The sequence below is a fragment of the Streptomyces sp. NPDC059668 genome (assembly GCF_042734135.1).
GTDB lineage: Bacteria > Actinomycetota > Actinomycetes > Streptomycetales > Streptomycetaceae > Streptomyces.
In genome coordinates, this window is record NZ_JBHWEL010000072.1 from 20,469 (window position 1) to 37,158 (window position 16,690).

Here is a 16,690-nt window from a genome sequence, read left to right on the forward strand (position 1 = left end):
TTGCCATGGACAACAACGAGGACAAGCTCCGCGACTACCTCAAGCGGGTCACCACGGACCTGCGGCAGACGCGCCGCAGGCTCGCCGAGTTCGAGACCCGCGAGCACGAGCCCGTTGCCATCGTGGCGACCGCCTGCCGCCTGCCCGGCGGAGTCCGTACCCCGGAGGAACTCTGGACGGTGGTGAGCGAGGGCACCGACACCGTCGCGGCCATGCCCACGGACCGCGGCTGGGACCTCGACGCGCTCTACGACCCGGACCCCGACCGGACCGGCACCAGCTACGTCCGTGAAGGCGCCTTCCTCTACGACGCGGCCGAGTTCGACGCCGGGTTCTTCGGGATCTCGCCGCGCGAGGCCCTGGCCATGGACCCGCAGCAGCGCCTGCTGCTGGAGACCACCTGGGAACTCTTCGAGCGGGCCGGCATCGACCCCGACACCCTGCGCGGCAGCAGCACCGGCGTCTTCATCGGCTCCAGCAACCAGGGCTACGCCGTCGACGGCAGCAACGCGCCCGACGACGTCGAGGGCCACCTGCTGACCGGCGGATCCGCGGCCGTCCTGTCCGGCCGGCTCTCCTACAGCTTCGGCTTCGAGGGACCCGCGGTCAGCCTCGACACCATGTGCTCGTCGTCCCTCGTGGCCCTGCACCTCGCCATGCAGGCCCTGCGCACCGGCGATTGCTCCATGGCCGTCACCGGCGGCGCCACCGTCATGGCCACCACCCGCAACTTCGTCGAGTTCAGCCGCCAGCGCGGGCTCGCCACCGACGGACGCTGCAAGCCGTTCGCCGAAGGCGCGGACGGCACCGGCTGGGGCGAGGGCGTGGGCGTCCTGCTGCTGGAGCGGCTCTCCGACGCCCGCCGCAACGGACACCAGATCCTCGCGGTCGTCCGCGGCTCCGCGATCAACCAGGACGGCGCGTCCAACGGCCTGACCGCCCCCAACGGCCCCTCCCAGCAGCGCGTCATCCGCGCCGCCCTGGCCAACGCGGACCTCACCGCCCAGGACGTCGACGTCATCGAGGCGCACGGCACCGGCACCAAACTCGGCGACCCCATCGAGGCACAGGCCCTGCTCGCCACCTACGGCAAGGACCGGCCCGCCGACCAGCCGCTGTGGCTCGGCTCGGTGAAGTCCAACATCGGCCACACCCAGGCCGCCTCCGGCGTCGCCGCCGTGATCAAGACGGTCGAGTCCCTCCGCCGAGGAGTCCTCCCCAAGAGCCTGCACGTCGACGAGCCGACCTCCCACGTCGACTGGTCCACCCAGACCCTGAGACTCCTCACGGAACCCGTCGACTGGCCCGAGACCGGCCGGCCCCGCCGCGCCGGTGTCTCCTCCTTCGGCGGCAGCGGCACCAACGCCCACGTCCTCCTCGAACAGGCACCGCAGGACGAGGAACCGCAAGAGACCGAGGCCGAACCCACCCCCACCCCCACCCCCACCGCCCTTCCCTGGCTGCTGTCCGCCCGCTCGGACAACGCGCTCAAGGCCCAGGCGGAGCGGCTCGCGGCCGCCGTCGAAGCCGGTGACACCGACGCCGTCGACGTCGCCCACTCCCTGGCGACCGGCCGCGCCGCACTGGAGGAACGCGCCACCGTCGTCGGCGCCGACCGCGACGAACTCCTGACCGCCCTGCGCGCCGTCGCCCGCGGCGAACAGCCCGCCACCGTCGCCCGCGGCCTCGCCGAGAACCCCGGCGAGGACATCGACACCGTCTTCGTGTTCCCGGGTCAGGGTGCGCAGTGGGTGGGGATGGCGGTCGAACTCCTGGACTCCTCGCCGGTGTTCGCGGCTCGCTTCGGTGAGTGTGCGGCGGCGTTGGGTGAGTTCGTCGACTTCGACCTGCTGGATGTGATCCGCGAGGGCCGGTCGCTGGACCGGGTGGATGTGGTGCAGCCGGTGTTGTGGGCGGTGATGGTGTCGCTCGCGGCGTTGTGGGAGTCGTTCGGTGTGCGTCCCTTCGCGGTGGTGGGGCATTCGCAGGGTGAGATCGCGGCCGCGGTCGTGGCGGGTGCGCTGAGTCTTCAGGACGGTGCGCGGGTTGCGGCATTGCGCAGTCGTGCGATCACCGCACTCGCCGGGCACGGTGGGATGGTGTCGGTCGCGCTGTCGCGTGAGCGGGCGGAGGAGCTGATCTCCGGCTGGGACGGCCGTATCTCGGTCGCTGCCGTGAACGGTCCGACGTCGGTCGTGGTCTCCGGTGACGCGGACGCGCTGGATGAGTTGGTGGAGCAGGCGGCTGTTCAGGATGTTCGGGTGCGGCGGGTGGAGGTGGACTACGCCTCCCACTCCGCGCACGTCGAACTGATCCGGGAGGAACTCCTGGAGGTCCTCGCCCCGGTCGTGGCACGCGAACCCGAGGTGCCGTTCTTCTCGACGGTGACGGGGGAGTGGCTGGAGTCGGCGGACACGGATGCCGGGTACTGGTACACGAACCTGCGCCAGACCGTCCAGCTGGAGCCCGCGATACGCGAGTTGATCGCTTCGGGACATGGCGCGTTCCTGGAGATGAGCCCGCACCCGGTGCTGACCGTTCCCGTCGCGGAGACGGTGGAGGCGGCCGGGAGCGAGGCCGTGGTCACCGGGACCCTGCGCCGGGGCCAGGGCGGACTCGCCCGCTTCTACACCTCCCTCGGCGAGGCGTGGACGCGTGGTGTCAGCGTCGACTGGAGTCAGGCCTTCGCCGAACAGCGTCCGCGGCGGGTGGAGTTGCCGACGTATGCCTTCCAGCGTCAGCGGTTCTGGCTGGAGTTGCCGAAGGCGTCGGCCGCGGTGGTGGATCCGGTGGACGAGGCGTTCTGGAAGAGTGTCGAGGACGGTGACCTGGAAGGGTTCGCCCGTACCCTCGGCATCGAGGACCAGGAATCCCTGGGCGAGGTCGTTCCGGCTCTGTCGTCGTGGCGCAAGGGGCGTCAGGCCCGTTCCACCCTCGACAGCTGGCGGTACCGCATCGTCTGGCGGCCGAAGCCCGAACCGGCCACACCCGCCCCGACCCTCGACGGCACCTGGCTCGTCGTCGTCCCCGAGACCCACCAGGACGCCACGGTCGTCCAGACCGTGACCCGCCTCCTCGTCGAGGCCGGAGCCGCGACCGTTCCCCTGGTGATGCACGAGACGGACCTCGACCGGACCGCCGTCGCGGAACAGCTCACCGACATCGTCGCCGCCGACGCCGCCACCCCCGTACGCGGAGTGGTGTCCCTCCTCGCCCTCGACGAGCGCCCCGCCCCCGGCCACGCCGGACCCACCGTCGGCCTCACCCAGTCGGTCGCCCTCCTCCAAGGGCTCCTCGACGCCGGGACCGACACCCGGCTGTGGCTGCTGACCACCGAGTCGGCCACCACCGGCATCGCCGGCGACACCGTCACCCACCCGCTCCAGGCCGCCGTCTGGGGACTCGGCCGGGTCATCGCCCTCGAACAGCCCAAACTGTGGGGCGCCCTGCTCGACCTGCCCGCCGAACTCGACGCGCGCACCGGCGCGGCACTCGTGGAAACCCTCGCCGCCGCCGGCGACGAGGACCAGATCGCCCTGCGCCCCTCCGGCACCTACATCCGCCGCCTGGTCCGCGCCCCGCTGTCCGGCCGTCGAGCCGCCCGGACGTGGACCACCAGCGGCAGCGCCCTGGTCACCGGCGGCACCGGAGGCCTCGGCGGACACGCCGCCCGCCTCCTCGCCCGCAGCGGCGCCGAGCACCTGGTGCTCACCAGCCGGCACGGCCTCGACGCCCCCGGCGCCAGGGACCTGTGCGACGAACTCACCGCCTTCGGCTGCCGCGTGACCATCGCCGCCTGCGACGTCGCCGACCGCGAGGCCCTCACCCGGCTCGTGGAACAGGTCGAGGCCGAAGGCCCCGCCATCCGCTCCGTCATCCACACCGCGGGCGTCGGCATGCTGGCCCCGCTCGCCGGGACGGACCTCGACTTCTTCGCCGAGGGCCTGCGCGCCAAGGTCCTCGGAGCGGCCAACCTCGACGCCGTCTTCGACCACGACCGCCTCGACGCGTTCGTGCTGTACTCCTCCGTCGCGGGCACCTGGGGCAGCGGCGACCACGGCGCCTACTCCGCCGGGAACTCCTACGTCGACGCGCTCGCGGACCACCGCCGCGCCCGCGGCCTGACCGGCACCTCCATCGCATGGGGCATCTGGAGCCCCGAGGGCGGCGGCATGGCCGTCAACATCGTCCGGGAACAGCTGCGTTGGCGCGGCATCCCCTTCATGGACGCCCAACTGGCCGTCGAGGGACTGCAACAGGCACTCGACCACGACGACACCTTCCTCGCCGTCGCCGACATCGACTGGGAACGCTTCGTCCCGGTCTTCACCGCCGCCCACCCCCGACCGCTCCTGCACGAGGTGCCCGAGGTCACCGAGGCGATGAAGGCCGACGAGGCCGTCGTCGCGAGCGCGGTCAGCCGCGCCGACACCCTCCGCGCGGAACTGGCCCGGATGTCCGCCGCCGAGCGGGACCGGGTGCTGTTCGACCTGGTCCGCACCGAGGTGGCCGGAGTCCTCGGCCACGCGGACAGCGCCGAGGTCGCCGTCACCCGCGCCTTCCGCGAGATGGGCTTCGACTCACTCACCGCGGTCGAACTGCGCAACCGCCTCAACTCCGCCACCGGCCTCGGCCTCCCGGCGACCATCGTCTTCGACCACCCCAACGTCCGCGACCTCGTCCGCTTCCTGCGCACGAGCCTCGTCCCCGACACTCAGACCGACGCCGCCCCGCCGGCCACCGTCCCCCCCGCGGCCACCGCTCACGACGACGAACCCATCGCCATCGTCTCCATGAGCTGCCGCTTCCCCGGCGGCGTCACCTCGCCCGACGAACTGTGGAGCCTCGTCCTGGACGAGACCGACGCGGTGTCCACCCTGCCCACCGACCGCGGCTGGGACGTCGAGAACCTCTACGACCCCGATCCCGACCGGGCCGGTACGACCTACGCCCGCGAGGGCGGATTCCTGCACGACGCCGCCGAGTTCGACGCCGCGTTCTTCGGGATCTCGCCCCGCGAGGCGACCGCCATGGACCCGCAGCAGCGCCTCCTGCTGGAGACCGCCTGGGAGGCACTGGAGCGGGCCGGGATCGCACCCGACAGCCTCCACGGCAGCCCCACCGGCGTCTTCGTCGGCGCCTCCCACCAGGGATACGGGTCACGCTCCGAGGTGCCGGAGGGCCTGGAGGGCCACCTGATCACCGGGACCGTCACCAGCATCGCCTCCGGCCGCATCTCCTACACCCTCGGCCTGGAGGGCCCGGCCGTCACCATGGACACCGGCTGCTCCTCCGCCCTGGTCGCCCTGCACCTCGCCCTTCAGGCGCTGCGCTCCGGAGAGTGCTCCCTCGCGCTCACCGGCGGCGCCGCCGTCATGGGCGAGCCCATCGGCCTCGTCGGCTTCAGCCGGCAGCGCGGGCTCGCGGTCGACGGCCGCTGCAAGCCCTTCTCCGCCGAAGCCGACGGCATGGGCATGGCCGAAGGCGTCGGCATGGTGCTGCTGGAGCGGCTCTCCGACGCGCGCCGCAACGGGCACGAGGTCCTCGCGGTCGTCCGAGGCTCCGCGATCAACCAGGACGGCGCGTCCAACGGCCTGACCGCCCCCAACGGCCTGTCCCAGCAGCGCGTCATCCGCGCCGCCCTGGCCAACGCCGGCCTGTCCGCCCAGGACATCGACGTCGTCGAGGCGCACGGCACCGGCACCAAACTCGGCGACCCCATCGAGGCACAGGCCCTGCTCGCCACCTACGGCAAGGACCGGCCCGCCGACCGGCCCCTGTGGCTCGGTTCCGTGAAGTCCAACATCGGCCACACCCAGGCCGCCTCCGGCATGGCCGGCGTCATCAAGATGGTGCAGGCGATGCGGCACGGTGTGCTGCCCAAGTCCCTGCACGCCGACGAGGTGTCGTCGTTCGTGGACTGGTCGGCCGGCGCGGTCGAGGTCCTCTCCCAGGCACGGCCCTGGCAGGAGAACGGCCACCCCCGACGGGCCGGCATCTCCTCGTTCGGGGTCAGCGGCACCAACGCCCACATCATCATCGAGCAGCCCGAACCCGAACAGCCCGAACCGGACCTGTCCGCGTTCGAGCAGCCCGGACCGGCAGCCCCCGAACCCGCTCCCCAGACGGCCGGCCCGGTCGTCCCGTGGCTCGTCACGGCCCGCTCGGACAACGCGCTCAAGGCCCAGGCGGAACGGCTCGCGGCCGCCGTCGCGGCCGGTGACGCCGGCGCCGTCGACGTCGCCCACTCCCTGGCGACCGGCCGTGCCGCACTGGAGGAACGCGCCGTCGTCGTCGGCGCCCACCGCGACGAACTCCTGACCGCCCTCACCGCACTCACCGACGGCGAGGCGACCCCCGCACTCGTCCGCGGAACCACCCAGCGCGTCGGCGAGGACATCGACACCGTCTTCGTGTTCCCGGGTCAGGGTGCGCAGTGGGTGGGGATGGCGGTGGAACTCCTGCATTCCTCCACGGTGTTCGCGGCGCGGTTCGGTGAGTGTGCGGCGGCGTTGGACGGGTTCGTGGAGTGGTCGTTGATGGATGTGGTGCGGGGCGTGGAGGGTGCTCCGGGGCTGGACCGGGTGGATGTGGTGCAGCCGGTGTTGTGGGCGGTGATGGTGTCGCTGGCGGCGTTGTGGGAGTCGTTCGGTGTGCGTCCGTCCGCGGTGGTGGGGCATTCGCAGGGTGAGATCGCGGCCGCGGTCGTCGCGGGTGCGCTGAGTCTGCAGGACGGTGCGCGGGTCGCGGCACTGCGCAGTCGCGCGATCACCGCACTCGCCGGACACGGTGGCATGGTGTCGGTCGCGCTGCCGCGTGACCGCGCCGAGGAGCTGATCGCGGGCTGGGGTGGTCGTATCTCGGTCGCTGCGGTCAACGGTCCGACGTCGGTCGTGGTCTCCGGTGACGCCGACGCCCTGGATGAGTTGGTGGAGCAGGCCGGCGGGCGGGATGTTCGGGTGCGGCGGGTGGAGGTGGACTACGCCTCGCACTCCGCGCATGTCGAACTGATCCGGGAGGAACTCCTGGAGGTCCTCGCCCCGGTGGTGGCGCGGGAGCCGGAGGTGCCGTTCTTCTCGACGGTGACGGGGGAGTGGCTGGAGTCGGCGGACACGGATGCCGGGTACTGGTACACGAACCTGCGCCAGACCGTCCAGCTGGAGCCCGCGGTCCGTGAGTTGATCGCTTCGGGGCATGGCGCGTTCCTGGAGATGAGCCCGCATCCCGTCCTGACCGTTCCCGTCGCGGAGACGGTGGAGGCGGCCGGGAGCGAGGCCGTGGTCACCGGGACCCTGCGCCGGGGCCAGGGCGGACTCGCCCGCTTCTACACCTCCCTCGGCGAGGCGTGGACGCGTGGTGTCAGCGTCGACTGGAGCCAGGCCTTCGCCGGACAGCGGCCGCGGCGGGTGGAGCTGCCGACGTATGCCTTCCAGCGCCAGCGCTACTGGCTCGACGCGCCCGAGCCGGCCGGACCCTTCACCGGCCCGGTCATGTTCGGCGGGGTCGACCTGGCCGACGACGGCTTCTGGGACTCGGTCGAGGACGGTGACGTCGAAAGCCTCGCCCAGACCCTCGGTCTCGACGACCAGGAGTCACTGGGCGCGGTCATGCCCGCCCTGTCGTCCTGGCGCCGCAGCCGGCGCGAGCGTTCCACCCTCGACAGCTGGCGCTACCGCATCGCCTGGCGGCCGAAGCCCGAACAGGGCACACCCGTCACCCTCGACGGCACCTGGCTCCTCGTCGTCTCCGAGGGGCAGGAGAACAGCGACTTCGTGCGCAGCGTGACCTCATCCGTGGCCGAACGGGCGGACGGCCTGCGCACCCTCGTCATCGGATCCCGCGAAGCCGAACGCGACCGGCTCGCCGACCTGCTGAGGCAGGAGGCGGCCCACGGCCCCGTGCACGGCATCGTCTCCCTGCTGGCCCTCGACGAACGGCCCTGGGCCGACGAGTGCGCCCTGCCCACCGGGCTCGTCCTGATGACCACCCTGATCCAGGCACTCGGCGACGCGTCCTTCGACGCACCCCTGTGGTGCGCCACCAGCGGCGCGGTCTCCGTGCACCGCAACGACACACTCGACCACCCGCTGCAGGCCATGGCCTGGGGCCTCGGCCGGATCGCCTCCATGGAGTACCCGCAGCGCTGGGGCGGCCTGATCGACCTCCCCGAGACCCTGGACGAGCGGGCCGGCCGACGCCTCGCCGCAGCCCTGTCCGGACTCCTCGACGAGGACCACATCGCCCTGCGCCCCTCGGGCCTCTTCGCCCGCCGCCTGGTACGCGCCGGCGACGGCCCGCGCCCGGCCGGACCGGCCTGGTCGCCCAGCGGCACCGTCCTGGTCACCGGAGGCACCGGCGGCCTCGGCCGCCACGTCTCCCACTGGCTGGCCCGCAGCGGCGCGGAACACCTGGTACTGGTCAGCCGGCACGGCCCCGAAGCCCCCGGCGCCGCCGAACTCGTCGCCGAACTGGCCGAGTTGGGAACCCCGGCGAGCGTCGTCGCCTGCGACGTCGCCGACCGTGACGCCGTCCGCCGACTCGTCGACGACCTGCCCGGCGGCGGCACCCTGACAGCCGTCGTGCACACCGCCGGTGTCATCGACGACGGTGTCATCGACGCACTCACCCCGCAGCGCGCCCACGGCGTCCTGCGGCCCAAGGTGGACGCCGCGCTGGCCCTGGACGAGGCGACCCGCCACCTCGACCTCACCGCGTTCGTCCTGTTCTCCTCCATGGCCGGCACCCTCGGCCGCGCCGGCCAGGGCAGCTACGCCGCCGCCAACGCCTTCCTCGACGCGTTCGCCGCCAGACGGCGCGCCGACGGCCTGCCCACCACGTCCATGGCCTGGGGCACCTGGGCCGGCGGCGGCATGGTCAGCGAAGAGGTCGCCCAGCGGCTGCGCCGCGACGGCGTCCCGCCCATGGAACCCGAACTCGCCGTGTCCGCCCTCCAGCAGGCCCTCGACCAGGACGAGGAATTCCTCGTCGTCGCCGACGTCGACTGGAAACTGGTCACCGCCCGCGCCTTCGCCGCACTGCGCGACTTCCCCGAGGCACGCGCCGCCGCGACCGAGGGCGAACGCACCGAGAAGGACACCACGGCACAGGACGGCCCGCCGCTGCCGGCCCGGCTGCGCGGCCTCGCGCCCGCCGAACGCCGCGCGGCACTCCTGACGGAGATCCGCCGCCAGGCCGCGGCCGTGCTCGGACACACCGACACCGACTCCGTGCCCGAGGGCAGGGCCTTCCGCGACCTCGGCTTCGACTCGCTGACCGCCGTCGAACTGCGCAACCGCCTCGCCGAGGCGACCGGGCTGCGCCTGCCCGTCACCATGGCCTTCGACCACCCCTCGGCCGCCGCGCTCGCCGCCCACCTCGACGGCGAACTGTTCACCGACGACCAGGCAGCCGCCGCGGACACCACCACGGCGGACCGGCTCCCGGCCCGGGCACCGGCCGACGACCCCATCGTCATCGTCGGCATGGGCTGCCGCTTCCCCGGCGGCGTCACCTCCCCCGAGGAACTGTGGAGCCTCGTCGCCGACGGCACCGACGCCATCAGCCCGTTCCCCGACAACCGCGGCTGGGACGTGGACAACCTCTACGACCCCGACCCCGACAAGCCCGGCCACTCCTACGCCCGGCACGGCGGATTCCTCTACGACGCCGACCAGTTCGACCCCGCCTTCTTCGGGATCTCGCCCCGTGAGGCGGTGGCCGTCGACCCGCAGCACCGGCTGCTGCTGGAGACCTCCTGGGAAGCCCTCGAACGGGCCGGGATCGACCCCGAACTCGTCCGCGGCACCCAGACCGGCGTCTTCATCGGCTCCAACTACAACGACTACGGCACCCGGGCCCGCCAGGCACCCGAAGGACTGGAGGGCTACCTGGCCACCGGCAGCGCGAGCAGCGTCGCCTCCGGCCGCATCGCCTACACCTTCGGCCTGGAAGGCCCGGCGGTCACCGTCGACACCGCCTGCTCCTCCTCGCTCGTCGCCCTGCACCTCGCCGTGCAGGCACTGCGGTCGGGGGAGTGCGGCCTCGCCCTGGCGGGCGGCGTCACCGTGATCTCCACACCGGACACCTTCATCGAGTTCAGCAGGCAGCGCGCCCTGTCGCCCGACGGCCGCTGCAAGGCCTTCTCCGCCGACGCCGACGGCGCGGGCTGGGCCGAGGGCGTCGGCCTGCTCCTCCTGGAACGCCTCTCCGACGCCCGCCGCAACGGCCACACCGTCCTCGCGACCGTGGCCGGTACGGCCGTCAACCAGGACGGCGCCTCCAACGGACTCACCGCCCCCAACGGTCCCGCACAGCAGCGGGTCATCCGCCAGGCCCTCAGCTCCGCCGGCCTCGCCCCGGCCGACGTCGACGTCGTCGAGGCACACGGCACCGGCACCAAGCTCGGCGACCCGATCGAGGCACAGGCCCTGCTCGCCGCGTACGGCCAGGACCGGCCCGCCGACCGGCCGCTGTGGCTCGGCGCGCTGAAGTCCAACATCGGCCACACCCAGGCCGCCTCCGGCGTCGCCGGCATCATCAAGATGGTGATGGCGATGCGGCACGGCGTCCTGCCCCGCACGCTGCACGCCGAGAACCCCTCACCGCACATCGACTGGTCCTCGGGCGCGGTACGCCTGCTCGACCAGGAACGCGACTGGGCCCGGGGCGACGCCCCGCGCCGCGCCGGTGTCTCCTCCTTCGGAGTCAGCGGAACCAACGCCCACGTCATCCTCCAGGAACCCGAGCCCACCGACGGAGCCCTCCCCGAGACCGCACAGCCGCCCGCCGGCCACACCGGCAGCACTGACGCCGGCGACAGCACCGGCAGCGCCGACGGCACCGGCGACCCGACGGACACCACGCCCGCCCGGACCTCCACGGCAGCGGCAGCGGTCACGCAGCCGGCACCGGTCGTGCCGTGGCTGCTGTCGGCCCGCGGTACGGCCGCCCTGCGCGAGCAGGCACGCCGACTGCTCGACCACCTCGCCGCACCCCACGACGCACGCCCCGCCGACATCGCCCTGTCCCTGGCCCGCGGACGGACCGCCTTCGAGGACCGCGCCGCGGTCGTCGCCGACGACCCGGCCTCCTTCACCGAGGCCCTGACCGCACTCGCCGAAGGCCGCGAACACCCGCTCCTCGGCGTGGACCGGGCACGCACCGGCAAGGTGGCGTTCCTCTTCTCCGGACAGGGCGCGCAGCAGCCCGGCACCGGACACGGGCTCTACGCCCGGTACGACGCCTTCGCCGACGCCCTGGACGCGGTCTGCGCACACATGGACCGCCACCTCGAACACCCCCTGCGCGACATCCTGTTCGCACCGGCCGGGACACCCGAGGCCGCGCTCCTCGACCAGACCGCCTACACCCAGGCAGGCCTGTTCGCCGTGGAGGTCGCCCTGTTCCGGCTCGTGGAGAGCACCGGCCTCAGGCCCGACGCCGTACTCGGCCACTCCGTCGGCGAGATCGCCGCCGCGCACGTCGCCGGAGTACTCGCCCTGGAGGACGCCTGCCTGCTGGTCGCCACCCGCGGCCGGCTCATGCAGGCCCTGCCGGAGGGCGGCGCCATGATCTCCGTACAGGCGTCCGAGCAAGAGGTGCTGGAGCTGCTCGCCGGCCACGAGGGCAGGGCCGCGATCGCCGCCCTCAACAGCCCCCTGGCCACCGTCGTCTCCGGAGACGAGGACGCGGTGACCGCCGTCGCCGACGCACTCGCCGCCCAGGGCCGCAAGACCCGGCGCCTGAACGTCAGCCACGCCTTCCACTCGCCCCGCATGGACGCCATGCTCGACGAGTTCACCGCCCTCACCGCCCACCTCCCGCACCACGCACCGGCCCTGCCCGTCATCTCCGCCGTCACCGGCGCACCCTACGGAGCACAGGAGATCGCCGACCCCGCCCACTGGGGACGCCAGGTCCGCGAGGCCGTCCGGTTCAGCGACGGCGTGCGCACCCTGGAGGAACAGGGCATCACCACCTACGTCGAGATCGGCCCCGGCGGCGTACTGACCGCCCTGGCCGGCGACTGCGTCACCGGCGACGCCGCCCTCGTCCCGCTGCTGCGCCGCGACACCGACGAGAGCGAGTCCTTCACCACCGCACTCGCCCGCCTGCACGTCCGCGGCCACGCACCCGACTGGGCCACCCTGCTCGCCCCCCTGGGCGCACGCCGGGTCGACCTGCCGACCTACCCCTTCCAGCGCAGCAGCTACTGGCTCCAGGCCACCCCCAGCACCCGCGACATCGCCCACGCCGGACTGGAGGCCGCCGGGCACCCGCTGCTCGACATCGCCGTACCGCTGGCCGGCTCGGATGGCGTCCTGCTCACCGGCACCGTGTCCGTGGAACGCCAGCCCTGGCTGCGCGACCACGCGCTCGGCGACAGCGTCCTCTTCCCGGGCACCGCGTTCCTCGAACTCGCCCTCCAGGCCTGCGAACGGGCCGGCGCGGCCCAGGTCACCGACCTCACCCTGGAGACACCACTCGTCCTGCCACTCACCGGAGCCTTCCAGATCCAGGTCACCGTCGCCCCCTCCGACGGCTCCGCGACCCGCGCCCTGACCGTGCACGCACGGCCCCTGAGCACCCACGACGACACCGAACCGCCCTGGGTCCGGCACGCCGGAGGCACACTCGGCGACGAACAGGCCGGCCCGCCCGAGCGCCTCGACACCACCCCGTGGCCGCCCGCCGGCGCCGAACCCCTCGACGTGTCCGGGCTGTACGCCCGCATCGCCGAGAACGGCTTCCGCTACGGCCCCGCCTTCCGCGGCCTGCGCGCCGCCTGGAGCCTGGGCGACGAGGTGTACGCGGAGATCGCCCCGCAGGACGGCACCGCCCACGAACGCGCCGGGGACTTCACCGTCCACCCCGCGCTCCTGGACGCCGCCCTGCACACCGTGGCCCTCGTCGCCGACGCCGACGGACCCACCGTCGTACCGTTCACCTTCACCGGAGTGACGGTGACCGCCGCCGGACCCGCCGCGCTGCGCGTACGTCTCACCCCGCGCGGGGACCACCAGTACGCCGTCCAGGTCGCCGACGCCACCGGCGCACCCGTCGCCGGCATCACCGAACTCGTCCTGCGCCCCGTCGACAGCACCCGCCCGGCCCGCCCCACCGGCGCCGCCGGCCTCTACCGCGTACGGTGGGTGCCCGCCGGCACGCACGGCGACACCGCCCCGGCACCGGCCCTTCTCGGCGCCGATGCCGCCCTGACCGGCTGGACCGCCCGGTACACCGGCGCGGTGACCCGCCACGACAGCCTCGACGCCCTGCGCGCCGAGGTCGCCGCCGGCGCCCCGCTGCCGCCGACCGTGGTGGTCGCGCTGCCCGCGACCGCCGGCGCCCAAGACCGCGCCGACGCCGTCCGCAGGACCACGCACCGGGCCCTCGAACTGGCCGGCGCCTGGCTGCGGGAGGAGACGTTCGCCCCGGCACGACTGGTGTTCGCCACCCGCCACGCCGTGACGACCGGCACCGGCGACGCCGCGGCCACCGACCCCGCGCAGGCCGCCGTCTGGGGCCTGATCCGCGCGGCCAAGGCCGAGAACCCGGGCCGCTTCGGCCTCCTCGACCACGACGGTGCCGCCGCCTCCCTGGACCTGCTGCCCGCGGTCCTGGCCGGCGGCGAGGCGGAGACGGCCCTGCGCGACGGCAGCGCACTCGCCCCGCGCCTGACCCGCGCCCAGGACCTCACGGCCACCCAGGACCTCACGGCCACCGGGGACGCCACGGAACTCGGGGACCTCACGGCCGCCGGGGACCTCACCGGCTTCGACCCGGCCGGCACGGTCCTGGTCACCGGGGCGTCCGGAGTCCTCGCCCGGCAGGTGGCCCGCCACCTCGTCACCACGCACGCGGTCACCTCCCTGATCCTGGCCAGCCGGCGAGGCGCCGACGCCGAGGGCATGGACGAACTCGCCGGGGAACTGCGCGGCCACGGCGCCCAGGTGACCGTCGCCGCCTGCGACGTCGCCGACCGTGACGCCCTCGCCGCACTCCTGGCCGGCGTCCCCGCCGACCGCCCGCTGACCGCCGTCGTCCACACCGCCGGCGTCCTCGACGACGGTGTCGTCGAGGCACTCACCCCCGACCGCGTGGACACCGTCCTGCGGGCCAAGGCCGACGCCGCGGCACACCTCGACGAACTCACCCGCGGCACCCACCCCGTCACCCTCGTCCTGTTCTCCTCACTCGCCGGCACCTTCGGCGGCGTCGGCCAGGGCAACTACTCGGCCGCCAACGCCTTCCTCGACGCCCTCGCCGCCCGGCGCGCCGCCGAGGGACACCCGGCGCTCTCCCTGGCCTGGGGACTGTGGGCCGAACGCAGCGGCATGACCGGCAAACTCGGCGAGGCGGACCTGCGCCGGGTGCGGCGCGGCGGCGTCCAGCCCATGGACACCCCCGAAGCCCTCGCCCTGCTCGACGCGGCCCTCCGCGCGCCGGACGTCTTCCTCGCGCCCACCGCACTCAACCCGGCCGCCCTGCGCGCCTCCGACGGATCCGTGCCGCACCTGCTGCGCGACCTCGTCCAGGCCCGCACCCCACGGCCGGCCCGCGCGAGCGGCCCGGCCACCGACACCACGGCACCGCAGAGCGCCGACGGCCTGAAGGAACGCCTCGCGGCCCTGCCGGAACACGAGCGCCACGCCGCCCTGCTTCAGGCGGTGCTCGCCCAGGCGGCCCTCGTCCTGGGCTACGACACGACCGACCCCATCGACCCCGAACGGGGCTTCCTGCAAGTCGGCTTCGACTCCCTGACCGCCGTCGAACTGCGCAACCGGCTCGGCGCCGTCACCGGCGTCCGACTCCCGGCCACCCTGCTGTTCGACTACCCGACCCCCGCGGGACTCGCCGACCACCTGCTCACCAGGATGGCCCCCGCACCCGCCCCCGCGACACCGGGCACGGCCCCCGCCTCCGGCGACTCCGTGCTGGCCCGACTCGACCACATGGAAGGAGAGTTCCAGCAGGTGCTGGCCGACGCCGGACCCTACGACGAACTCCACGACGGACTCCGCAGCCGGCTCCAGCGGCTGCTCGCCCACCTCGACGCCGCCGCACCCGCGGCGCACCAGACGGCCGGCACCGGCCACCCGGACGAGGTGTCGGACGACGAACTGCGCCGGTTCCTGGAGACCGAACTCGGCGGCGCATGACCCACGGAGGCGGCCGTCCGGCAAGGGCGGCCGCCCCCACCCCACCCGGCCGCGTGGACGCCCCGGCGCCCACCGGCCGACCAGCTACTCGTCACCTGGATGGAACTGTGAAGGCTCTCGTGCTCGCGGGGGGATCCGGTACGCGACTGCGGCCGATCACCCACACGTCCAGCAAGCAACTGGTGCCGGTCGCCAACAAACCGATCCTCTTCTACGGCCTCGAAGCCATCGCCGAAGCGGGCATCACCGAAGTCGGCATCATCGTCGGCGGCACCGCCGCGGAGATCGAGGCCGCCGTCGGCGACGGCTCCGCCTTCGGCCTGGACATCACCTACATACAGCAGGGCGACCCCCTCGGCCTCGCCCACGCCGTCCTCATCGCCCGCCCCTTCCTCGGCGACGACGACTTCGTCATGTACCTCGGCGACAACTTCGTCCTCGACGGGATCACCGACGTCGTCGACGAGTTCCGCAAGGACCGCTGCGACGCGCAGATCCTGCTCACCCGCGTCCCCGACCCCACCGCCTTCGGCGTCGCCGTCATCGACGACAGCGGCAACGTCGTCGACCTGGAGGAGAAGCCCCAACACCCCAGGAGCGACCTCGCCGTCGCCGGCGTCTACCTCTTCACCCCCCACATCCACGACGCCGTACGCGCCATCGCCCCCTCCCCGCGCGGCGAACTGGAGATCACCGACGCCCTCCGCTGGCTGATCGAGCAGCGGCTCGCCGTCCGCTCCACCGTGATCACCGGGTACTGGAAGGACACCGGCAACGTCAACGACATGCTGGAGGTCAACCGCACCCTCCTGGAACGCCTGGAGACCCGCATCGACGGCTACGTCGACGAGGCCAGCGAGATCATCGGACGCGTCCACATCGAGGCCGGCACCGTCGTCCGCAACTCGCGCATCGTGGGCCCCGCCATCATCGGCGCCGGCAGCGTCATCACCGACTCCTACATCGGCCCCTCCACGTCCGTCGCCGAGAACTGCCGCATCACCGCCAGCGAGATCGAGTTCTCCATCGTGCTGCGCGACTCCTCCTTCGACCGCATCCGCCGCGTCGAGGCCTCCCTCATCGGCCGCAACGTCCAAGTGACCCTCGCCCCACGACTGCCCGCCGCCCACCGGTTCGTGATCGGTGACCACGGCCGCGTGCAGATCCCGTCATGACCCCCGTACGGCTGCTCGTGGTGACCGCCGTCACCGCCGAACGCGAAGCCGCCGCCCGGGGCCTGGAGCCCGCCGCACCCCCCGCCGAACACGCCCTGCCCGGCTACGTCCTGCGACGCACCGGCGACGGCACCGCCCCCGGCCCGCTGCGCGCCGACCTGCTCGCCGGGGGCGTCGGCCCGGCCAGTGCCGCGGCCGCCACCGGCGCCGCCCTCACCGCCGCGGCCCTGCGCGACGAGCCCTACCACCTCGTCATCGCCGCCGGCATCGGCGGCGGCGTCGGCCCCCCCCCCGCCCCGGCCCGCGCCCGCCCCCCCCCCCACCCGGCGGGGCCGCGCCGCCCCCGCGCCCCCC

The 16,690-nt window shown here is 73.7% G+C and carries 2 protein-coding genes and 1 pseudogene; all 3 read left to right on the forward strand.

What is annotated here, in order from left to right; all coding sequences use genetic code 11:
- Positions 1–5 precede the first annotated feature (5 nt).
- Positions 6–15,161: a type I polyketide synthase gene (locus ACFV2J_RS34635; RefSeq protein ID WP_385442393.1), complete on the forward strand. Its 15,156-nt coding sequence runs from the start codon at positions 6–8 to the stop codon at positions 15,159–15,161.
- Between the two features lie 107 nt (positions 15,162–15,268).
- Entirely contained in the window at positions 15,269–16,336 is a 1,068-nt protein-coding gene (locus ACFV2J_RS34640; protein WP_385092498.1) for a glucose-1-phosphate thymidylyltransferase, read from the forward strand.
- Positions 16,333–16,690, forward strand: a pseudogene (locus ACFV2J_RS34645) (hypothetical protein); the annotation flags it as partial. The gene ACFV2J_RS34640 and the pseudogene ACFV2J_RS34645, both read left to right, overlap by 4 nt.